This window comes from Acidimicrobiia bacterium (assembly GCA_029210695.1).
In the GTDB taxonomy this organism is placed as follows: domain Bacteria; phylum Actinomycetota; class Acidimicrobiia; order Spongiisociales; family JAHEDJ01; genus JAHEDJ01.
The window spans coordinates 12,488-33,483 of record JARGFH010000021.1 but is presented as its reverse complement, the minus strand read 5'-3'; the positions used below and the strand labels follow the sequence as shown (position 1 = coordinate 33,483).

At 64.3% G+C, this 20,996-nt stretch carries 20 protein-coding genes; 9 read left to right on the top strand and 11 right to left on the bottom strand.

All coding sequences use genetic code 11. The annotated features are described in order from the left end of the window. Positions 1-15: 15 nt before the first annotated feature. Positions 16-771 carry an alpha/beta fold hydrolase gene (locus tag P1T08_08605; GenBank protein MDF1596143.1) on the bottom strand — a complete coding sequence of 252 codons (756 nt, stop codon included), beginning with the start codon at positions 769-771 and terminating at the stop codon, positions 16-18. Positions 772-864: 93 nt separating this feature from the next. On the opposite strand from P1T08_08605, the gene P1T08_08600 reads away from it, so the two are divergent. Together P1T08_08600 and P1T08_08595 are read left to right on the top strand one after the other, a co-directional pair. Then, positions 865-1,677: a lamin tail domain-containing protein gene (locus tag P1T08_08600; protein ID MDF1596142.1), complete on the top strand. Its 813-nt coding sequence runs from the start codon at positions 865-867 to the stop codon at positions 1,675-1,677. Positions 1,678-1,781: 104 nt separating this feature from the next. Further along, positions 1,782-2,072 (top strand): YtxH domain-containing protein, encoded by a 291-nt coding sequence (locus P1T08_08595; GenBank protein ID MDF1596141.1) that lies wholly within the window; start codon positions 1,782-1,784, stop codon positions 2,070-2,072. Positions 2,073-2,132: 60 nt separating this feature from the next. Here P1T08_08595 and P1T08_08590 read toward each other — a convergent pair whose 3' ends face one another. Beyond that, positions 2,133-3,338 carry an N-acetylmuramoyl-L-alanine amidase gene (locus tag P1T08_08590; GenBank protein ID MDF1596140.1) on the bottom strand — a complete coding sequence of 402 codons (1,206 nt, stop codon included), beginning with the start codon at positions 3,336-3,338 and terminating at the stop codon, positions 2,133-2,135. Next, positions 3,335-4,882 carry an L-glutamate gamma-semialdehyde dehydrogenase gene (gene pruA / locus P1T08_08585; GenBank protein ID MDF1596139.1) on the bottom strand — a complete coding sequence of 516 codons (1,548 nt, stop codon included), beginning with the start codon at positions 4,880-4,882 and terminating at the stop codon, positions 3,335-3,337. Before pruA ends, P1T08_08590 begins: the two co-directional genes overlap by 4 nt. A 145-nt stretch (positions 4,883-5,027) precedes the next feature. Here pruA and P1T08_08580 point away from each other — a divergent pair, with 145 nt between their 5' ends. Continuing rightward, positions 5,028-5,720 carry a hypothetical protein gene (locus P1T08_08580; GenBank protein ID MDF1596138.1) on the top strand — a complete coding sequence of 231 codons (693 nt, stop codon included), beginning with the start codon at positions 5,028-5,030 and terminating at the stop codon, positions 5,718-5,720. A gap of 71 nt (positions 5,721-5,791) precedes the next feature. Here P1T08_08580 and P1T08_08575 read toward each other — a convergent pair whose 3' ends face one another. Both P1T08_08575 and serC read right to left on the bottom strand, forming a co-directional pair. Then, positions 5,792-6,040, bottom strand: a complete 249-nt coding sequence (locus P1T08_08575) for a DUF4190 domain-containing protein (protein ID MDF1596137.1) — start codon at positions 6,038-6,040, stop codon at positions 5,792-5,794. 4 nt (positions 6,041-6,044) lie between these two features. Beyond that, a complete protein-coding gene (serC, locus tag P1T08_08570; GenBank protein ID MDF1596136.1) occupies positions 6,045-7,160 on the bottom strand; it encodes a phosphoserine transaminase in 1,116 nt (371 codons plus the stop codon). A gap of 65 nt (positions 7,161-7,225) precedes the next feature. On the opposite strand from serC, the gene P1T08_08565 reads away from it, so the two are divergent. The 3 genes from P1T08_08565 (at position 7,226) to P1T08_08555 (ending at position 10,753) form a co-directional block, all read left to right on the top strand. After that, a complete protein-coding gene (locus P1T08_08565; protein MDF1596135.1) occupies positions 7,226-8,419 on the top strand; it encodes a pyridoxal phosphate-dependent aminotransferase in 1,194 nt (397 codons plus the stop codon). Between the two features lie 22 nt (positions 8,420-8,441). After that, positions 8,442-9,524 (top strand): alcohol dehydrogenase catalytic domain-containing protein, encoded by a 1,083-nt coding sequence (locus P1T08_08560; protein ID MDF1596134.1) that lies wholly within the window; start codon positions 8,442-8,444, stop codon positions 9,522-9,524. A gap of 92 nt (positions 9,525-9,616) precedes the next feature. Next, positions 9,617-10,753, top strand: a complete 1,137-nt coding sequence (locus P1T08_08555; GenBank protein MDF1596133.1) for an MFS transporter — start codon at positions 9,617-9,619, stop codon at positions 10,751-10,753. Between the two features lie 29 nt (positions 10,754-10,782). On the opposite strand, the gene P1T08_08550 is transcribed toward P1T08_08555, so the two are convergent. Then, complete coding sequence (locus P1T08_08550; GenBank protein ID MDF1596132.1) at positions 10,783-11,859, bottom strand: ADP-ribosylglycohydrolase family protein; 1,077 nt, start codon at positions 11,857-11,859, stop codon at positions 10,783-10,785. Between P1T08_08550 and P1T08_08545 the strand changes: the two genes are divergently transcribed. Beyond that, on the top strand, positions 11,792-12,715 hold the full coding sequence (locus P1T08_08545) for a diacylglycerol kinase family protein (protein ID MDF1596131.1): 924 nt from the start codon (positions 11,792-11,794) through the stop codon (positions 12,713-12,715). The two genes, P1T08_08550 and P1T08_08545, sit on opposite strands and share 68 nt — an antisense overlap. Before the next feature lie 3 nt (positions 12,716-12,718). Here the strand turns inward: P1T08_08545 and P1T08_08540 are convergent, their stop codons facing one another. From P1T08_08540 to P1T08_08530, 3 genes are all read right to left on the bottom strand, one after another. Beyond that, positions 12,719-13,579, bottom strand: coding sequence for a hypothetical protein (locus tag P1T08_08540; GenBank protein MDF1596130.1), 861 nt, complete (start codon positions 13,577-13,579; stop codon positions 12,719-12,721). A gap of 134 nt (positions 13,580-13,713) precedes the next feature. After that, positions 13,714-15,315 carry a dynamin family protein gene (locus P1T08_08535; GenBank protein MDF1596129.1) on the bottom strand — a complete coding sequence of 534 codons (1,602 nt, stop codon included), beginning with the start codon at positions 15,313-15,315 and terminating at the stop codon, positions 13,714-13,716. Continuing rightward, on the bottom strand, positions 15,305-16,999 hold the full coding sequence (locus tag P1T08_08530; protein MDF1596128.1) for a GTPase domain-containing protein: 1,695 nt from the start codon (positions 16,997-16,999) through the stop codon (positions 15,305-15,307). Before P1T08_08530 ends, P1T08_08535 begins: the two co-directional genes overlap by 11 nt. Positions 17,000-17,061: 62 nt before the next feature. Between P1T08_08530 and P1T08_08525 the strand changes: the two genes are divergently transcribed. Further along, complete coding sequence (locus P1T08_08525) at positions 17,062-18,315, top strand: hypothetical protein (GenBank protein MDF1596127.1); 1,254 nt, start codon at positions 17,062-17,064, stop codon at positions 18,313-18,315. 15 nt (positions 18,316-18,330) lie between these two features. On the opposite strand, the gene P1T08_08520 is transcribed toward P1T08_08525, so the two are convergent. Both P1T08_08520 and P1T08_08515 read right to left on the bottom strand, forming a co-directional pair. Continuing rightward, entirely contained in the window at positions 18,331-19,608 is a 1,278-nt protein-coding gene (locus tag P1T08_08520) for a HAMP domain-containing sensor histidine kinase (protein ID MDF1596126.1), read from the bottom strand. Beyond that, positions 19,608-20,288: a response regulator transcription factor gene (locus P1T08_08515; protein MDF1596125.1), complete on the bottom strand. Its 681-nt coding sequence runs from the start codon at positions 20,286-20,288 to the stop codon at positions 19,608-19,610. Before P1T08_08515 ends, P1T08_08520 begins: the two co-directional genes overlap by 1 nt. A gap of 109 nt (positions 20,289-20,397) precedes the next feature. On the opposite strand from P1T08_08515, the gene P1T08_08510 reads away from it, so the two are divergent. Next, positions 20,398-20,991 carry a hypothetical protein gene (locus tag P1T08_08510; protein MDF1596124.1) on the top strand — a complete coding sequence of 198 codons (594 nt, stop codon included), beginning with the start codon at positions 20,398-20,400 and terminating at the stop codon, positions 20,989-20,991. Positions 20,992-20,996 lie beyond the last annotated feature (5 nt).

Sequence of the window (20,996 nt, the reverse complement as noted above, 5' to 3'; positions counted from 1 at the left end):
GAACCTAGAACCTATTCAGCTCCAGAATCGTTTCAACGCCTCGACGACCGCCGAAGGTCGTTCCAGCGGGGGAACGTGCCCCGCCCCCGGGATCTCCGCAAATGTGGCCCCGGGAATAGCTGTTGCCATCTGGCGAGCTCCGTCTGGAGGGGTCAGCGTGTCCTCACTTCCGACCACGACCAGCGCAGGAACTGCAATGGAGGCCAGCAGCTCCGTGCGATCCGGGCGGCTCGCCATGGCCCGGAGGGCGGCGATCACTCCATCTGGTGCGGAATCCAGGGCCATCGACCTGATCCGCCTCTTCACCCACGGCGCGGCTCCGGGCGAAGGCAAAGCACCCGCCAACGTGTCGGCGAGCCGGCCGACACCGGTCGCATCGACCTGTTCGATGAGGGCCATCCTCCCCGCCCTGCCCTCGTCTGAATCTGCCTCAGTCCGGGTGTCCATCAACACGAGCGAACGGACCAACTCCGGATGCCGCTCGTAGAGCGCCAGAAGAACGTAACCTCCCATGGAATACCCGACGACGTCGGCTTCTCCTCCGAGCGACGCGATGAGCCCGGCAACTCGCTCAGAGATCTGGTCGATCGATTCCGCCCCCTCGGCGGTCGAAGCACCGCACCCCGGCAGATCGATTGCTACGCATCGGCGCAGGCCGCCCAGGTGGGCGGTCACCTGATCCCACAGACGATGGTCCATAGGAAACCCATGAATGAACAGAGCAAGTGGCCCGCTCCCAACGGAGCGGAAGGCAAGGGCATCAGTTGTCATGCCATCGAGCGTAACCGCCCTCCACTGCGGATGCGTTACACGGATCAGAAATCAACGAGAGCCGCAGCCTCCGCTCGCTCCTAACATGCCCGGGTGCGCCGCCTCCTCCTCCTCCCCCTGGTCTTCCTCGTCGCCGCCTGTGCCGACCTCGCCGGCAACGATCCAGGTCCGCCTGCGGCCGGGCAAGCCGGGGTGGTCGTCCACGTCGGCGACGGTGACAGCCTGGTTGTAGAGGTCGACGGTATCGAGGAGAAGGTCCGCCTCATCGGCATCAATGCTCCAGAGCTCGACGAGTGTTTCGGCGTGGAATCGAAGGCCAGGCTCGAATCCCTGGTGTTCGATCGGCCGGTGGTGCTGGTCGCCGACGTCGAGACCGAGGATCAATACGGACGCATGCTCCGCTACGTGTACCTCGATGGCTCACTGATCAACGAGGATCTGGTTGCCGGGGGGTTCGCCATGGCTCGGTCGTATGAGCCGAATACCTCCCGACAGGGGGATTTCGATGCCGCGGAGGACCTCGCTCGGGAGACCGGACGGGGCATGTGGGCAAACAGCACGTGCGCAGTTCACAGTGATCTCCAGATCGACTTCGTACAAGCCGACGCGCCGGGTCCGGATGATGAGAACTTGAACGGCGAATGGGTAGAGATCACGAACGGCGGGCTCGAAACGCAGTTGCTGACGGGTTGGTCGCTGAGGGATGCTGAGTCGGTTCACCGCTTCACCTTCCCGGTCGGGACGTCACTCGAGCCGGGAGATTCCCTGCGAATCTCGACCGGGTGCGGTACGGACGAAAGGCGTCTGCTGCACTGGTGCTCTGGCGGCCCGGTGTGGAACAACGGTGGAGACGTCGCCTTCTTGCTCGATCCGGACGGCAGAATCGCCGACCGGTACAAATACTGAAGGCCGCCCGACCCTGGCACGACTTCGATGATCCTGGGCAGCGCAGCGAACCCCAGCGTGTGGTTCAATAGGGTTGTCAAAACGCAACAAGGGAAGGAAAAAGAATGAGCTTCATGGACACCCTCAAGGGTTTGTTCGGCAAGGCCAAAGAGACGGCCGGCGATCTCAGCGAGAAAGCTGCTCCGATGGTCGACAAGGCCAAAGAATCGGCCGGAGACGCATTTGATAAGGCGAAGGACTTCGCGGAGGAAGTGAAGGACAAGGTCGAGGACAAGATCGACGACATGCGCGGCGAGGGCGACGACACCGTTGCGAAGGCAACCGAGGCCGCTGAAGGCGCAACCGCATCGGCCGAAACCAAGGTCGATGAGGTGAAGGATCAACTCGACGGCTAACAGCCGGCCGGCTGAACAGATTCGACAACAGGGCGCACCTCGAGTGCGCCCTGTTTCGCGTTACGGTTGGACCGGCACCTGGCAGGATGGCATAGGTGCTCCGCTTCCGGCCGGAATGGTACGCGGGTATGGCTCGCTGAATCCCGACCCCGGATCATCTGTCGAAACGAACCGGATGACGGCGCGATACACGGCCTCGGCATAGGCCTGACGGAAGGTCGCCGTTCTCAGGAGATCCTCTTCTTGAGTACTGCTGATGAACGCACCCTCTGCGATGACGACCGGCACGCCCGACAACCTGACAACGCCGTAGTAGTCGTCGCCTGCACTGTTCAACCGGTATTTGGCTCCGGCATCGGTGTCCCCCACCCAGTCCACATCAAACCTCGAGAACCCGTGCCTGAACTCTTCTACGACGAGCCCGGCCAGCCGCCGCGATTCCGGGTCCTGGATGGAGTAGAACGCCTCGCTGCCGGGGCCGTCGTAGGGACCATCTGGATCGGCGTTGTTGTGGATTGAGATCAAAGCGTCCGCTCCGGCCGCACTCGCTAGTCGAGCCCTGAACGTAAGCCCGACCTCGTAGTCGGCACCTGGGGGGCCTTCCGTGCGGGTCAGCCAGACGGCCGCCGCCGGCCCGTACTCATCACCGGGGAGGACCGCCCCGGTAACCCAGTCGACATCGTGGCTGCTCTGCAGAAGATCACGGGCGCGCCGGGCAATATCGAGATTGACCTCGGGTTCGGCCAGGCCGGTGGGGCCCGTTGCTCCTCTGTTCGGACCACCGTGGCCGGGGTCGAGGACGATGACGGCACCTTCGATCGAGCCGGCGGTGCCTGCCTCTCGAGGCACAAAGCGGATCTCGCCCCCCTCGACCCATGCCTCGGTGTCGCATGGCGTCAGCAGTCGAAACCAGTCGCCCTCCCGCCCTTCTACGGCCATGACCAGTCCCTCCCTGGCCCGCACCAGGAACTCACCCGCCGGGGCGCCGGTCAAGGTTGCGCCGCCCGCCGCCACCACCGCCACTCCGGTCGAACCTGTCGCCGGAACCTGGTCCGGGGCAGGAGGAAGGGGATCGGGTGCCGGTTGATCAGGAACGGGCGGGGACGGAGCGAAGGTCGTCGAAGTCGAAGATGCCGACCGCGCAATCGTTGTCGACGTGACGACCTCAATCGTCGTTGACATCGGAACCGTCGATTGAACGGCTGAGCCGCTACAAGCGGCCAGCACCAGCGCGGCGGCAACGGCGAGGGTCGCGGCCGGTCTCACCAGCGTTCGGTGACCGATTTCATCTCCGTGAAGAGGCGCAGGTATCCGGGACCCCCCGCCTTGGCATTCGACCCGGACATGTTGAACCCGCCGAACGGCTGCACCCCTACGAGGGCGCCCGTGATCTTTCGATTGATGTAGAGATTGCCCACGTGGAAGGTCCGGCGGGCATACTCCACCCGGTCGCGCCGTTTCGTGAACACTCCGCCCGTCAATCCGTACTCGGTCCCGTTGGCGATCTCAACGGCATGCTCGAAATCGCGAGCGCGTATGACTGAGAGCACCGGGCCGAAGATCTCGAACTGTGCAAGGCGACCGTTCGGCTCGACCTCGGCGAAGATCGTGGGTTCGATGTAGTAGCCGCCATCCAGGTCGATGGCCGACCCCCCGAGCACGAGTTTCGCTTCCTGCTTGCCTTTTTCGATCTCATCGAGAATGGTCCGATGTTGGGCGGCGCTGATCACCGCAGTGACCTGCCGGTTGTCGACCGCCGGACCGACCACCAGCTCGGAGGCGTACCCGACCACCTTGTCGAGAAGCTCGTCGTACACGTCGTCGACCACGATGAGCCGCGAACATGCGGAGCACTTCTGTCCCTGGAACCCGAACGCGCCGGCCACCGCCGCTCTGGCCGCCGCCTCGAGATCGGCCGTCTCGTCAACGACCTGTGCGTCTTTGCCTCCCATCTCCATATAGGCACGCTTCAGCCAACGCTGCCCGGGATTGACCTTGGCGGAACGTTCGGCGATCCGCAGCCCGATTTCCTTCGAGCCGGTGAAGTTGATGAAGCGGGTACGGGGATGGTCGACCAGCGTGTCACCCACCCGACTGCCCGGTCCTGGCAGGAAGTTGATGACTCCGGGTGGGAAGCCTGCTTCTTCGACGGCAGCCATGAATTGCGCGGCGATGACCGGCGTCGTGGAGGCGGGTTTGACGACAACCGTGTTGCCGGCCGCCACGGGCCCGATGGTCATGCCGGCCAGGATCGCCAGCGGAAAGTTCCAGGGCGGAATCACCACGCCGACACCGAGGGGAACCAGATGTGATTCGTTGTCTTCGTTCGGAAACGACAGCACCGGCAGGGGTTCGGCTATGGCGACGGCCTGCCGCGCGTAGTAGTCACAGAAGTCGATCGCCTCTGCGACGTCTGCCTCGGCTTCGAGGTAGTTCTTCGAGGCTTCGAAGGTCTGCCAGGCAGACAGCTCGTACTTGCGCCGCCGGAGAATCGCAGCCAGCTTCACGACCGTTCTGGCCCGAGCCTCTGCGGACATCGCCGACCAAGCCGGGAATGCCTCCCACGCAGCCGCGATCGCCTGTTCGGCGATTTCGGAGGTAGCCGACGCAACAGTCCCGACGAGTTCGGATGGCCTCGCCGGATTGACGCTCTCGATACGATCTTCGGTGTCGACGCCGATGCCGCCGACGATCAACGGATAGTGGCGTCCCAGCCGGGCGCGCACTCCCTCAATGGCTTGGCGATAGGCGGCGGCATTCTCCTCGACGGTGAAATCGCTGTAAGGCTCATTGGCGAACGGTTCAAACACTGTGGTACCTCCCGGAGTCTCTTGACGCAAGCCTATTCCATGGTGACCCGCAAGTCTCCAGCATCAAGACTAGGTTCACGAAGGGAGGCGCCATGCATATCGAAGTCTCAGCATGCGGACGAGAGGTTTCTCTCCTTGCAGCGCGATGCGAAGCCACCAGTCCGGCAGTCGCCTGATGTCCCGGCCGTTCGAACTGCTCCGCGATGCCGCCCAGGACGAGTGGGCGGACCCGGTCGATACCTCCCTTCGCGCAGCCGAAGGGTTGCTAGAACTCGTCGATCAGGACTGGGCCGGCGCCGGCCTGGAAGCGGCGCGAATGCTGCGGGATCGGCGCCACGACCAGCCGCTCATCCTGGCGATCACCGAGCGGGCCCTGGATCCTGATCCTGAGCGGGTCCGACGCGGACTGGTGGCGGCCATCGTCCAACTCGGAGACAACTCGTGGAGTTCGGATCTTGGGTTGCGCAATGCCCACCACGAATCGCTCGGAGTGATGTCACTCGGACGGTCGACGCTCTCCATGCTCGAGGCCGCCGCGCAACTCGGTGGTTCGCGGGCGCAGCTCTTCACAGATCGGCGGGCCATCTCCAAAGGTCTCGGCTACCTGAACTACCCGATCTCCGTAGCCCCACCCGAAGAGGCCGCCGCGCTCCTGGCGCCCGGCGTGGCAAGCACAGCCTCCCGTTTCTGGACGACATCACGCATCGCCGACGCGGCACTGAAGGCCAAAGCCGGCGGCCGCCAGATCGTCGTCATCGTGCATCCGCTGGCGGAGTTGTCGCCCCTGAATCGCGCCGTATACCGACCCCACCGGCTCCTCATCGACGTGAGCCTCTAGTTCCCACCTCTTCTGGCGTTAGAAAGCGCGCGTTTCTGGCGGGTTCTTGACGCCAGAAGGTGTAGAGGTCTTCATCCCAGAGCCAGGGCCACGATTCCCCACGCCAGAACCACCGTGAAGATCGAACCCACCGCGATCCCGAAGACCGCCCGGCCGCGTCCGCCGAGACTCCTACCAGTTCGCTGGCGAGCTCGCCGTATGTCTCTCAGGCCGGCGATGCCGGCCGCCACCGCCAGCGGCGCCGGGATGATGAGCACACTCAGCAAACCTAGATAACCGGCGGCCGTCGCCCAGTCGGACCGGTCGGTTTGGTCGGACATCCGGTCAGGTGCTCACGGCGGCGACGACGAATTCGATTGACGCAATGAGCGACTCGATATCATCGAGAGGGATCGCAGGCCACATCCCGATTCTGAGCTGATTCCGGCCCAACTTCCGATACGGCTCGACATCGAGAACGCCGTTCGCCCGAAGCACAGAAGCAACTTCCAGGGCATCGACGCCGGTGAAGTCGATCGTGGCAGTCACCGGCGACCGGGCCGGAACTGAGGAAACGAACGGCGTGGCGTAGGGAACCGACTCGGCCCATCCGTACACCGCAGCCGCGTTCTCTTCCGCCCGCCCGACCGCCCAGGCGAGGCCGCCGCGCTCATCCATCCACGCCAACTGATCCGCCATGAGGAAGAGCGTCGTCAGGGCCGGTGTATTCAGTGTTTGATCCTTGCGGGAGTTGTCGACTGCTTGCTTGAGATCCAGGAACGGCGGCACATAGCGCCCGCTTCCGGAGATTGTCTCGACGCGCTCGAGCGCGGCGGGCGACATCAGCGAGATCCACAGCCCCCCCTCGGAGCCGAAGGCCTTCTGCAGTGAGAAGTAGTACGCATCGAATTGGGCTGGGTCAACCGGAACCGCCCCCGCCGCTGAAGTCGCATCTACCAGCACAATGCCATCCGCGGCCGGCCGAACGATCGGCATCACGACTCCGGTGGTTGTTTCATTGTGGGTGAAGGCGTAGGCATCAACAGAGCCGTCGGTCATCACCTCAGGATGCGTACCGGGCTCCGACTCAACGATCCGGGGAGTCTCGAGGTGAGGAGCCATGGCGACCGAGGCTGCAAACTTGGCGGAGAACTCTCCGAACACGAGATGTTCGCTCCGCTTCTCGATCAACCCGAACGCCGCCGCATCCCAGAAGGCAGTTGCTCCGCCGAGGCCGAGCACCACTTCGTATCCATCGGGTAGGCCGTACAGGGAGTTGAGCCCGGCGCGGACACGACCGACGACATCTCTGACGGCGGGGCGGCGGTGACTGGTGCCGAGGTAGGCCGGACCCGCGGCCACCAGCGCATCGAGTGCCTCTCGCCGCACCTTGGTCGGACCGGACCCGAACCGACCATCTCCCGGCAAGAGGTGCTGGGGTATCACGATTTGTGTCGACATCTCCACCACTATTGTTCCAACTCGACCGACATCACAGTCGATCGCCGCAACGAAAGCGAATCGTCATGTCACGCATTTCACACCGCATCGGTTCCATCGCCGAATCGGCCACGATGGCCGTAACGGCCAAAGCAAAGACGCTGCGATCACAAGGCGTAGACGTGATTGGATTCGGAGCCGGTGAGCCGGATTTCCCAACTCCCGACCATATTGTGGAGGCTGCCATCGCAGCCTGCCGGGACCCGAAGATGCACAAGTACGGACCAGTGGCGGGTATGCCGGAACTTCGAGAAGCCGTCGCGCAGATGACGATGCGTGACTCTAGCTACGAGGTCACCGCATCGCAGGTTCTAATCACCAACGGCGGAAAGCATGCCGTGTTTGCGGCGCTGGCCAGCATCATCGACCCGGGCGATGAGGTGCTGTTACCTGCCCCGTACTGGGTCACGTACCCCGAGGCAGTCGGGTTGGCAGGGGGCTTGCCGGTCGTCCTCCCCACCGATGATTCCACAGGATTCCAGGTAACGGTCGACCAACTCGAACAGGCAAGAACGGACCGCACGAAAGCACTCATCTTCGTTTCCCCCTCCAATCCGACCGGCGCCGTATATCCCCCCGCGGACGTCGCGGCCATCGGTCGCTGGGCGGCCGAACACGATGTATGGGTAATCACCGATGAAATCTACGACCATCTGATCTACGGCGACACGGCCTTCTCGTCGATTCCCGCGCTCGTCCCCGAAATCCGCGATCGCTGCATCGTCGTCAACGGCGTCGCCAAGACGTACGCAATGACGGGCTGGCGGGTTGGATGGATGATTGGCCCAAACGACGTGATCAAGGCAGCCGCCAACCTACAGTCGCACTCCACCTCGAACGTGGCCAATGTCTCGCAGGCTGCAGCTCTCGCTGCATTGACGGGGCCGATGGAACCCGCCGAGGAGATGCGCAAGGCATTCGATCGCAGGCGACGGACGATGTACAGGATGCTGAAAGCGATCAACGGCGTCAGCGTCATCGAACCGAAAGGGGCGTTCTACGCCTTCCCCTCATTCGAGGCCCTGCTCGGAACCAGCATCCGCGGACACCGTCCGGAGTCAACCCTGGAGCTGGCTGAGCTCGCACTCGAGGAGGCACATGTAGCGATCGTTCCCGGCGAGGCGTTCGGCGCGCCGGGTTTCGCTCGCTTGTCGTATGCGCTCGGCGATGCGGACCTGGAAGAGGGCGTCCGGCGACTGGCCGAGTTCCTGGCATCCTGACCCCGGTACACTCCCGACCACGATGCTGACGGGCTCAACTGCGCGGGCCATGCTGCTGGTTGGCCCCGGCCGGCTCACCCCCACACGCTTGCCGATGCTCGAGATCGAGACCGGTGGGTGGCTGGCCGTCGAATCTACCGGCATTTCCGGGGTCGAGGTTCACGCCTGGAACGGGACCAACCGCCGCCTGGATTACCCACTCATCCCCGGGCACGAGATCGTCGGGCGCGTCGCCGAAGTGATGGACGACTCCATTTCCTTTCCCATCGGAACCAGGGTGGTGCTGGAGACCGGAATCCGTTGTGGGGCTTGCAGCCGTTGCATGAACGGCGTGCTGAGTTGCACGTACCGCCGGCCGGTCAACGCCTACGGTCACCTCTCATCGAAGGAGCCCCCGGCGCTGTGGGGCGGATTGGCCGAATACGTCTATCTGGATCCTGGTGCTCGCCTCCATGCCCTCTCCGACGACATTCCCGCCGAAGTCGGCACGTTCGCCCACGCGCTGGCGGCCGGCTTCACGTGGGTAGTAGAGCTCCCCCAACTCCAGGCCGGAGAGAACGTCTTGATCCTGGGGCCGGGTCCGCGCGGGCTCTCGGCGCTGATCGCCGCCAAAGCCGCCGGAGCAGGCTGGGTCGGCGTGGCCGGACTCCCCCACGACACAGACCGCTTGAGGATGGCGACCAAACTGGGCGCCGACATGGTCATGAATGTCGAGGCAGGAGATGTCGGTGGTGCCGTCGCCGATTCCCTGGGCGCCCGCCCCGACATCATTCTCGATGTCACCAGCGACGACCCGGAAGCGATCTTCATGGGGCTCGACCTCGTCCGGGCCGGCGGGCGCGTCGTGCTCGCTTCAACAAAGGGCACCAACGCCATCCATCAATTGTTTTCGGACATCGTCGTGGTCAAGGAGCTGACGGTTCGCGGCGCCTTCGGCGCCAGCTCGGCCGGATACCACTGGGCGACCCGGCATCTGGCCGTCGACGATCGTATCGATCAGATCGTCTCTCACGAGTTCCCACTGGCGGAAGCCGGACGCGCAATGCAAGCCGCCGGCGGCGTATTGGGGAGGGATGAACTCCTGGCGGTGGCGGTGACCTTCTGACTGCTCAGGCCTGGACGCCACCCCGATCGAGCGTCGCCGCCTGGGCAACCTACGATCTCGCCAACACGATCTTTGCCCTCGGAGTCCAGGGCCTGTATTTCGCCACCTGGGTAACCGACGTCGAAGGCCAACCCGACGAAGCGCTTTCCTACACGATCGCCGCCGCCATGCTGGTCGTGATTCTCGCCAACCCCTGGATCGGCGCCCGCACCGACCATGCTCCGCGCCGGGTCCCCTATCTGGCGATAACAACGCTGGTGGCCGTTGGCGCCACGGCGTTACTGGCGTCACTGCCGGTTATCTGGTCTCTGGCCGTCTATGGTCTGGCGCTGATCGGGTTCAATCTCGGTTCGGTTGTCTACGACTCCATGCTGCCGGACGTATCCACCCCTGAGAATCGGGGCCGGATTTCCGGCATCGGCATTGGAGTCGGCTACTTCGGATCATTCATGGCAGTCATCATCGGTCGCACCGTGCTCGATGGGCTCGACCTCGGCTATCCCGCCCTCTTTCGCTCCCTGGCCGCTGCCTTCCTGGTGTTTTCCATACCGACCTTCTTGTTTGTTCGCGAGCGTCCTCGCCGGCGTCCCGATACTCCGCCGCCGGCGTGGCGAGACGGGTTCCGGCAACTGGCGGTGTCCTGGCGTAGGGCTGCGCAGTATCCGGGCCTGACTCGCTTCCTGGTTGGCCGTTTCCTCTACTCCGACGCCATCAACACGATGATCGGCGGGTTCCTGGCGGTGTTCGTTATCGACGAGATCGGGTTCGAACGCGCCGAGATGGAACTCCTGCTCGGCGGCGCGATCATCGGCGCGATGTTCGGCGGGTTCGGCGGCGGCCGGCTCGTTGATCGGTTCGGGCCCCGCCGCATCCTCCACGCAGCCCTGTATATGTGGATGGTGGCGATGGGTTTGGGGATCGTGGCGGCGGAGGCGCATGTACCGGCGCTCGGGTGGTTCCTCGGCATCGTGGGTGGCATCGCCCTCGGCGCCACCTGGGCGAGCGACCGGGTCTATATGGTCCGCCTCTCGCCGCAGGAATCAATCGGCGAATTCTACGGGCTGTACGGAATGGTCGGGCGGTTCGCCACCGTGCTCGGCCCGCTCACCTGGGGAATCATCGTCGATCGGCTCAACCTGGGGCGCTCCTTCGCGGTCGGTGCGCTCATCGTCTTCCTCGTTGCGGCCAGAATCGTGCTCGGGAAGATCCGGCTGCCCTCAGAGTCCTGAAGTTCCGGGGTCTGCTACCGGATTGCCTACTACCGGTATCCGCCCGGTGGTCCGTGCGACAACCGCTCTTCGACTTCGAAGAGGTCTGGGAGGTCGTCAACCGTCTTCTCGTGTGCTGCCAGTCGGCGCCCGATCTCGGCGAACCAGGTGTCATTGGCAACTGATGACGGCCAGCGCACAACGCCGACCCTGGCACCGACCATCGCCGATACAACGACGTCGAGGTCCCTTCGCCGCACCCTGGCAACATCCGCGATGACTCTGAATGGATCCTGGAGCAATGGGGCTCCGATGACGATGGAAGCGAGGACCGAGTCCAGCGACTCCCGCTCCGGTTCTAGCTGCTCGACGATCTTCTCGGGCGACTCGCCGACCAGGCCGATCAGGGACTCGAGCGAGTTGAGCACGGTCGCCGTTTCACCGACGAGACCGGGATCGCCATCGACCCGCGCCTGCGCCATCCGGCCGACTTCCAGGGCCCCGGTCACCAGATCCCGCCCGTACTGGCCATGTGAAATACCTGCGATCGTCCCCGACAGAGCGGCGGCAACCACAGCAGATGCCCTATCGGTGTGGGTCGAGGTGGCGGCGCGGATGGAGTCGGCGACCAGTTCGGAAGGCCGACTGCGATGCCAGATCCCGATCGGAACCGCGCGGGTCGCTACGTCGAATCCACCGTGCGGCCCGGACCCGAGGCCATGAACCCGCTCTTGCTCGAGGTAGCTGTGGATCCATAGCGGCGCTCCGCGCACCCGCGATCGGCCCGACCGGCCCCCGGTCAGACGCGTAAGCGCTTCGCGCACCCGCACCTGTTCGACTTCTCCCCGACGGAGCAACTCATAGGCGACAACCATCGCCAGTTGCGAATGGTGACCGTAGGCAGCCCCCGCACCTTGATCGCCGGCCGCCAGTCCGAGCAAGGCTCCTGCGCCCGAATCATGAACGGTGGACATCCTGGTCTGCATGCGCCAGACATCATAACGACGCCGTATCCGACCTTGAACCGGGTAGGCGCCCGCGCAGGAGTACTCTCGCGGCGTGAAGAAGCTGCTCCTCGTTGCCAACCCGGCCGCCTCTGGTTTCACCGGAGGCTTGTTTCGAACCATAACTTCGATGCTGGCCGGCTCCTACGAGATCGAGCCGGCCTGGCCCATGAACCCTGACGAGGCAAGGGCCGTGTCCGCCGAAGCAGCAGACGACGGCTTCGACGTGGTCGTCGGCTTCGGCGGCGATGGTGTCGTCCACCATGTCGCCAACGGCCTCGCCGGCACCGATACCGCCCTGGGCATCATTCCGGCGGGAACGACCAACGTGCTTGCCCGCATCCTCGGCATCCCCAACCGCCCTCGCAAGGCCGCCGACCTGCTGACGGGTGGTGGGCATCGGATCTCGATGCCCATGGCGCGCGTCGATCTCGGTGATCCGCCTTCGAGTTCATATGCGACGTTTGGAGCAGGCGTCGGCTACGACGCAGATGTGGTCGAACGATCCGAGGCACAGCCGTATCGGAAATACTGGTTCGGATCCGTTCACTACGCCCGGAGCGCGGTGTCTTCTCTGCTCAAGGACTATCGCACCAGGAAGCCCCAACTGCGCGTAACCGACGGAGTCCGTAGGGCCCACGCGGTGACCGTCCTTGCCCAGATACACGCCCCTTACACCTATTTCGGCAGGGTTCCGCTTGGCGTCCCGGCCGGTGACGGTTTATCGGTCGTCATCTTCGAGAAGCTGCCCGCCCGCCGAGCACCGGCAATCCTCCTCAGAGCGATCCGCGGACGGCAGTTGGAGGACGTGCGGGGAGTGCATGTGTGGAGAGACGTCCGGCAACTCACAATCGAAGCCGAGCCTGAAGAAGCATCACAGGCCGACGGCGAATGGCTCGGACGATCGGACCTCATCGTGATCGGAATAGAACCGGAAGCGTTGCAGGTCGTCGTCCCTAAAGCTGTAGAAAAAAGCTGACCGCTAAATCGCCAGGCCTTCAGCCACTGCCAGCGACCCTGCGTAAGCAGCAACTGCAGCGGCGTCGAGCAAGCCGATCTCGGTGACAACTCCCGAGAACACATCAAGGGCGATAGCCTCGCTGAGGTCCTCTCTCCCCCGCCGCTGAAGCGCCGCGTTGAACAGCACCTCAGGGAGGATCTTCTCGGTGGCTGCCACCAGGTAGAACGAAACCCCAATCGCTTTGGCAGCACCGGCGAGCACTGCCGTCCCGACCTTGTTGATGACTTGCGCCGGGCCGATCGCATCTGCGCCGGCCATAACGACATCCATCCCCGGCAACACTTCAATGGCGAACTCATCGTCGATGAGTTCGACATCGAATCCGGCGTCCCGCAACTCGGCGGCCATGGCGATGCCCTCTCCGATTGGCATCGCCCTGGTGCACACGACGTCGAAATCGCTCTGATCCCTGGCCACCTCGAGCACGGTGCGAACGGTGCTCGAGGCCGAGTGGATGAGAACAGTCCCGCCGGGCGGGATGAGCGCAACACCGACCTCGGCGATACCCCGCCAGCTTTCTCGAATGCGGCGTTCGAGATCCGCCACCGCCGCGGCCACGGCCTCCGGACCTTCCGACGCGTGGAGGTAGACCGCGTTGCGAAGATTCATGATCGGGGCCATTGCCTGCTGATTGGCGACCAGCAGGTCGACTGCATCGAGAATGGCAGCCGGGAAGGCTTCCGGTGTAACGCCGGCAACCTTCGTCAGGAGGTCGCCGACCGCCCGGGCGGCGTCTGCACCGACGGTGGCGGCGCTACCGACCTGGTCGTGGGCGGCGGCCACCACATGCCGCCAAGCAGGCCATTCCCGCCATTCCGTCACCGCGCCTCCACACTCGGATTCTGAGTCAGGCGAGTGTAGCCGTGGGCGTATGTCCCCTTTGCCGTTGGCTCCCCCACACCGGGCCGGCAGCGAAACGTATGAAACTCCAGATTGAACTGGAAGCCACCCGCCTCTCAGGAGTCCCGGCGCGCCAGGTCCTGTTCGAGTGCGGCCGTGAAGATACCCAGTTCAGCAAGGGCGCCGGCGACCTCGGCCCGGGATCGCATCCGTGCACGGAGCGGAGCCCCTACCCGCCGATCGAGGCCGGCGCGCAGCGACGTCCTCATCATTCCGACGTGGTCCCCGAACGACTTCCGGCCTGCGTTCCGGCCGCTGGCCGTCACCAGAGCACGGAGAAGCAAGCCGGCCACGAGCGAGCCGATCACCATCAGCAGCGGCCGCGAATCCCCGCCCGGCCCGACGGAGGCCGGATCGGTCCACATCCAAAGCACACCGGCCACCAGAAGGGCAGCCAGCAACCACTGAACCGCTCCGGCCGCTCGCCACCAACGGGCGGAAGTGGTGATCTCGAACCCACCCACCTCCAGTGCACTCGCCTCAACAACACGGCCGATCTCGACTTCGAGATCATCGGCCACGGCGCCCGACCGCAAGCCCCGGCCGAACGAGCCGCCCGTTTCGAACGACAGATCCCCAACGAAGCCGCTGACGATCGACGCGGCCCGGGTGAGATGGGCGCCGGTCCGGAGTTGTACCTTCGCGGCTGGTTCGGTCATGCCCGCCACACGGGAGAAGCGCGTCGACCGCCACCAGGACACGAATGCGGCGATCGGTCCACCACCATTTCGGAGGGCGGCCTGCCTCCCGGCCGAGGCGGCGGCCGGCTCAGAATCTCCCATTGAGTCCACCAGAGTCGAGACGACCTGCCCGGCGGCGCCGTCCCAGCGATCGTCGTAGGACGTCCCCTCGCCCGGCCGGATGCCGGTAGCTGTGGCGATCCCATCGCTCACCTCGCGCAGGTCGGCGATCACTTTGCCCATGACGACCTGCTTCGCTTCGAATCTCCCGTGCAAGTCCCGATCCAGGCGGGCAATGCCGATGGGCGGCCCTTTGTCTGGATCGGCAGCCACCGCCAGCAGCTGAGCATCGGGGAAGCCATCTTCAATCAGAATCCGACGGATGTCCGCGACGACCTGACTCTCCTCGACTGGACTCAGGCGGTCGATCTGGTTGAGAACGAAAATGAACTGGCTCGCATAGCGACTCAGCGGTTGCAGGAAGTCACGATGCAGCAACCGGTCGTTGTACTTCTCGGGATCGAGGACCCAGACGACCGCGTCCACCTTGGGAAGCAGATACTCGACGATGTGCCGGTGCGACTGCACCACACTGTCGGTGTCGGGTAGGTCCAGAATGGCGATCTCCCCGAAAGTGCTGTGTCCGACCCGTTCATCAACGCCGAGATCATCGAGCAACCGGACGAGGCCTGGTTCGGGATTGGCAGGTATCCATGCCAGCGGCCGTTCTGTGGTCGGGCGAAGGACTCCCGTTGGAGCAACTTCCTCTCCCGCCAGCGCATTGAGCAGGCTCGACTTGCCCGACCCGGTGCCACCAACCAGCGCCACGACTACCGAACGCCCCAGGAAGCCGAGCCTCCGGCGAATACCGCCGGCCATCTCTGCGTGCGAGTCCAGGATGTTGGGATCGACAATGTCCGCCGCCCGTCCGAGCGCCAGATCGATCAGGTCGAGCGCGCCCTCAACGTCATACGCCATCCCAGGCCTCCATCAACTCGGTCACCCGCTCGAGCGCGGCAGTCGGAGCGCCCGACTCCACCAATGTGCCGGTGTGGGAATCAACGAGTCCCAGGAACCTGGCGCCGTCCGCTTCGAGCACCGCGGCGGCGGCCTCCTCGATTCCTGTTCGGGCGGTCTGGATCAACGAGCGCGCCGCGGCCGAGCCGAACAAGTGCTCGAGAATCTTCTGCTGCGCAGCGGCCGCTCCGGCGGCTACCCCCACCTCTGCGCCCGTCAGGCCTCCGGTCTGGAGGAAGACTCCAAGGATCAAGACGATTGCCACGCTGTTGACCCCGTAGGAGGCCACCAGTGCGGTGCGTTTCTTGGAGGCCCCTGCCTCGGCAATCAGTTCCGAGAGGCTCACCAGCCAATCCTCCACCGCCCGACCGGCTCGCTCCTCCGTTTCGTCCGCGTGCCTCCAGAGCGATCGCCCGTGGAGCAGAGCCGAACCTGCATCGTCCAGTTCCCACGCTGAGGCAGCGGCGGTGGCGGCCAGATCGGCTCTCCGAACCAGAACATCCTGTAGCTCGAGCCGGGCATCGCCGCGCACTTTGGCAACAGCCTGGGTACCACCAAATACACGCCTGGCCCAGGCCGACACCCTCGACATCCCCTCGCTGATCGCTTTGACCAGTTCGCCGGTCCCAACGAACTCCTGCCAGCGTTGGACCACCTCGTGACGAATCAATTCACCGGAGGCGAGCGATCGGGACACCTCAACGACCTGGCGTTCATACGCTTCGGACGCAATCCGCCGCAATGCCTCGGCGTCCCGCTTTTCGTCGACGAGAGCTTCTTCCAAAGCGGCCGTTCGCCCGACCAGTTCCGCAATCACCCCGCGGATCGACGCTTCGAGAACTGCGGTGCGGCCCGACGAGGCCGCCATCCCCTCCAAACGCGCCCGAAGCCCGGCCACCGTCGCCGGGGGAAGTGCTCCGCTGCTCGGGTCGACGGTTTGCTCTGCAATCTCGAAAAACCGTTCATCCAGTGCGAACCCCTTGTCCTGGAGGAGCCGCCGGTAGTCGGTTATCAGCTCACCGGAGCCAGAAGGGATGCGGTTGGCGACGAACAACACCGGCACCGAGCGCGATCGTGCTTTGTCCAGGAATTCCCACGGCACTGCGTCCGCATAGCGCTGCGCCGAAGCAACGAAGACGACGACGTCGGCTACTGCGAGGAGATCATCCGCCATCTCCCGATGGCGGTCGACCACCGAATCGAAGTCGGGGGCATCGATCACCGTGAGACCGGCGAGCAGGGGGTCGGCACCGGTGTGGACTTGCATCGGTTGCCCATCCGACCCGTAACCAGTGAGGAAACCTTCCCGGTAGCGATCGGCGTGTCCGTCTCGCGCCCAGACAACCGGCATCATCGTGGTCGGGCGAATCGCTCCCGGGATGCTCACCCGACTCTGCGCCAGGCTGTTCAGAATCGTGGATTTGCCGCTGCCGGTCGATCCGATCAGGACGGCGACCAACGGTGCACCGAGGTCACCGAGCCTCGGCAAGAGATACTCGTTGATACTCCACGTTGTCTCCTTGCGGAGAGCGTTCCTCGATGAGCGCTCGGCTCCGGGGAGTTGGAACGTCACTCCATCGACCAACTCTGCAAGTGCATGCAAGGCGGCGCGCAGGTCGGCGACGGGAGCGACCGGTGTGGGCATGCGGATGATTGTCCCACACCCAAATGCCCGTTTCTGTCACTCCCCCGGGATACATTGGTTTCATGGCGCAGATTCGAGTCGACGGCAACACGGTGATCATCGAGGAACTCGAAGTCGAGGACCCGGGATTGGCCCAATTGCTCAGCGCCCAACCGGAGGATCGACGAGAAGACGTGCTGCTCAGGGCACTGATCGTCGGGGCCCGCGGGCTCGTCTCGATGGGACTGGGAATAGACCTGGCGGAAGTCGACGACCGGGTGCGTCGATCCATCATCGAGGCAACAGCAGAAGCACGTCGCGAGGTCGAGGTGGTTCTGACCAACGCCCGAACGGCATTCGAAACACAGCTATCACCGGAACACCGCAGCTCCACAGTTGCCAGGACGCTCGCCGAGTTCACGGCCTGGCGCGACTCCTTCCTGCTGCGCATGGATCCGGCCCATGCCGACAGCGACACCGCCCGTTTTCTCGCCGAACTCGCTGCACTGGTCGGACCAACCGGCGAACTTCAGCAGCGGCTGGAAGAGGCCCTCGACCCGACCGCCGACAACTCCGCCTTTGCGCAGTTTGGCAAATCAATCGAGCTGCGACTCACCGAACTGCGCGATGCGGTGATGCATCAGCGAGGCAGGGAGGAAGAGGCGGAGAGCGGTACACAGAAAGGATTCGACTTCGAGGACTCGGTGCAGGAGTGGCTGCGCGCCGCGGTCGCCGGACCCGGCGGTTGTGTTGTTGAGCGGACGGGCAGGACACCCGGCGAGCTCAGCGCAGATGCCATGGTCGGGGATTTCGTGATCACCCTCTCAGATGGTGCCCGCATTGTTGTTGAGGCCAAGAATGCGGCACGCATCAATCTGGCAGGCAAGGACGGCATTCTGGATGAACTGGACCGGGCGATCGTCAACCGGGCCGCCGACTACTCCATCTGTATTTCCGCTAGAGAAGCGTTCCCCAAAGAGGTGGGACCGATTGGCGTCTACGGGCACCGGCTGCTGGTTGTCGAGCCCGGCGACGGCGCCATGACTGCAGTGGCGGTTCGGTGGGCGATCGCGGCCATGGCTGCCGAACGCCAGACCCGTGGAGAACTCGACCATGCGTTGTTCGAGGACCGACTCCAGCGTATTCGGCAACTCGCCCAGTTGTTGTCTGGGAGCCGTCGTTCGCTGACCGACATCACCACCTCGGTGGAGAATGTACGAGGAACCCTCGAGCAACTGCGGACTGAGCTCCTGGCGGTGGTCACCGATCTCGATCGCGAAGTGACGAGGATCACCGAACCGGCGGATGTGGTGCGACTGCGCCCGGCGGCCGGATAGAGCGTCCCGACCCACTCACTCGGCCAGCGGCAGTTCAACCAGGATTACACCGCCTTCGCCGGATCGGATCGACATGGTGCCGCCGGCTTCCTCGACCGTGCGCCGCGCGATGTCGAGACCGAGACCGGTTGAATCGGCCCCGGACCAGCCTCGTTCAATAGCTTCCTCGCCAAAGCCGGGCCCTTCGTCGGCGACGGTGAGATGGATCCGACCCGGACCGTCGATCACCTCGACCTCGAACCCGACGCCATCGTCGGTGTGTGCAAACACATTGGCCAGCAGCGCATCGATGGCCGCCCCGAAATCGACTGCCGAACCCGCCACCATCCGCTCGCCCTCCGGCAACGTCAGGGACCACTGCCGGGCCTGCTCGTCGGCCAGCGCTCCCCAGAACCGGACCCGATCTGCGACGACCGCCACCAGATCCGAGATCACACCAGCCCCCTGGCGCATCGGGCGACGAGCCTCCCGGATCAGGTGATCCACCTTGCGTTCGAGATCGTCGAAATCCTCACGGAGGCGCTGCCCCACCAGCTCGTCCTCGACGGCATCGATGTCGAGCCGGAGAGCGGTGAGCGGCGTCCGCAGCCGGTGGGAGAGGTCGGCGACCGACTCGCGCTCGACCGCCAGGAGTCGACCGATCCGACCTGCAAGGCGGTTGAACGCTCTCCCCACTTCCTGAACCTCGCGCGGGCCCGACGGATCCACCTGTGTACGCAGGTCGCCCTCTGCCAGTCGATGCGCCCCATCTGCCAGTTCCAGTACCGGTTCTGTGATCGACCGGGCGAGTCGATCCGCAACGACCACGGCAATGCCAACGAGAGCAACGCCCAGCAACAACAGAATGAGACGAGCCGACGCAACGTTGGAGGTCAGGAGCGCCTCGGGCACGAAGACGCGGACCAGCGTCGTCCGGCCCCCGCCCTCACTGACCGGGATGAAGAGCACTTCTCCCGCCTCGACCTTGAACCTGGCAGTTCGACCCAAATCGCGAGCCGACTCAACGAGGGGGTCCAGTTCAACTGAAGCACCGGCAACCGAATCGTCTGGAAAGATGACCGATGTGAGGCGCCCGTCGAACGAGGGCTCAGAACCGACGAGTCCATAGATCTCGGCGCGATCGCCCGGCACCAGCAGAGCGACGGCGCTGGCAAGGAACTGGGCATCTCGCTCGGCGTTATTGATGGCCCGATCGTGGGCGAGCTGACCGACGAGGCCGGTGAGCGGAATGAGGAAGGCCAGCGCCACCATTGATGTGATGGCTGCTGAAACCAGAACGAGGCGTCTGCGCATCAGTCCGGGACGACGAGCTTGACTCCGACGCCCCGTACCGTGTGCAGATAGCGGGCTTCTGCGGCGGACTCGCCGAGTTTCTTGCGCAACCACGAGAGGTGCACGTCGACGGTCTTATCCGCACCCCCATATGGCTGCCGCCAGACCTCTGCCAGCAGTTCGCGTTTCGAGATCACATCGCCGGCGTGCTCCGCCAGGTAGGCGAGGAGATCGAATTCCTTGCGGGTCAGGTCCAGGCGTTCACCATTGAGCGTCACTTCGCGTGCCCGGCCATCGATGGTCAACCCACCTACCTCGAGGATTGCACTACCGGCACCCGCCTCGACCCGTCGCAGGACTGCCCTCAGCCGGGCGTCAATCTGTTCACCGGAGAAAGGTTTGACCACATAGTCGTCGGCTCCATGATCCAGCACGTTGACAATCTCTGACTCGTCGTCCCGGGCGGTGGCGACGATGACCGGGACTTCCGAAACAGCTCTGATCATTTTGAGCACTTCAACGCCATCGAGGTCGGGAAGCCCTAGATCGAGGATCACAGCATCCGGCGAATGCGCGATCACATGCTCGAGCCCTTCGAGGCCGGAAGCCACGCTATCGACGTCGTGACCGCGTCCGGCCAGGGCGCGAGCTAATGATTGCCGGATCCGAACATCGTCTTCAATCAGGAGTATGGATGGCACGCCGTCACCCTACCCAGCAAACCAGCCATCCCCACGGCCAGCAGGGTGTTTTGCCAATCCTTAACCTTCCGTTAGTCCACTGCGCCTTCACGGATGGGAAGATACAGGGATGAAGTCACGATTGTTCACGGCCTGGGTGCTCGCCACCGCAGTTGCCGTCGCTCTCGCCTATCAGGCCGTCGGCCTCGTCCAAACGCAGGTTACCGAGCAACTCCCCTTGCTGGCCGCAGTCGCGGTGACTTCGACCACCATGCGCGTTGAAGATCTGCCTCCGATTCCACCGACCGTTACCGTCCCCGGTGACGTCGAAGACCGGGTCGATGCACCACCCCCGTCACCCGCGGCGGGCTCGACGACGGAGGACGGCGGAGATGGCAGCACAACGACCACCACGATCGTCGAGGCAACGACCGTCGTGACCTCCGCTCCGTCGACAAGCACCTCGACGACGACCACCACGATTGCGGCGAGCACCTACCTCATCTCGTCGGGAGGAGGAACCGTCAAGGTCTCATGTGCCGACGACGAGGTTGCTTTCCTGGCTGCGTACGCCAGTTCGGGGTTTCAGCAGAAAGTCCGATCCGAAGGGCCGCAAGAGGTACGCGTGACCTTCGAAGATCAGGACGACCACAAATTCGAGATCAAGGCGACCTGCAGGGATGGCGATGTGCACCCCACGGTGGACGAGGACTACGACGACTAGAGAAC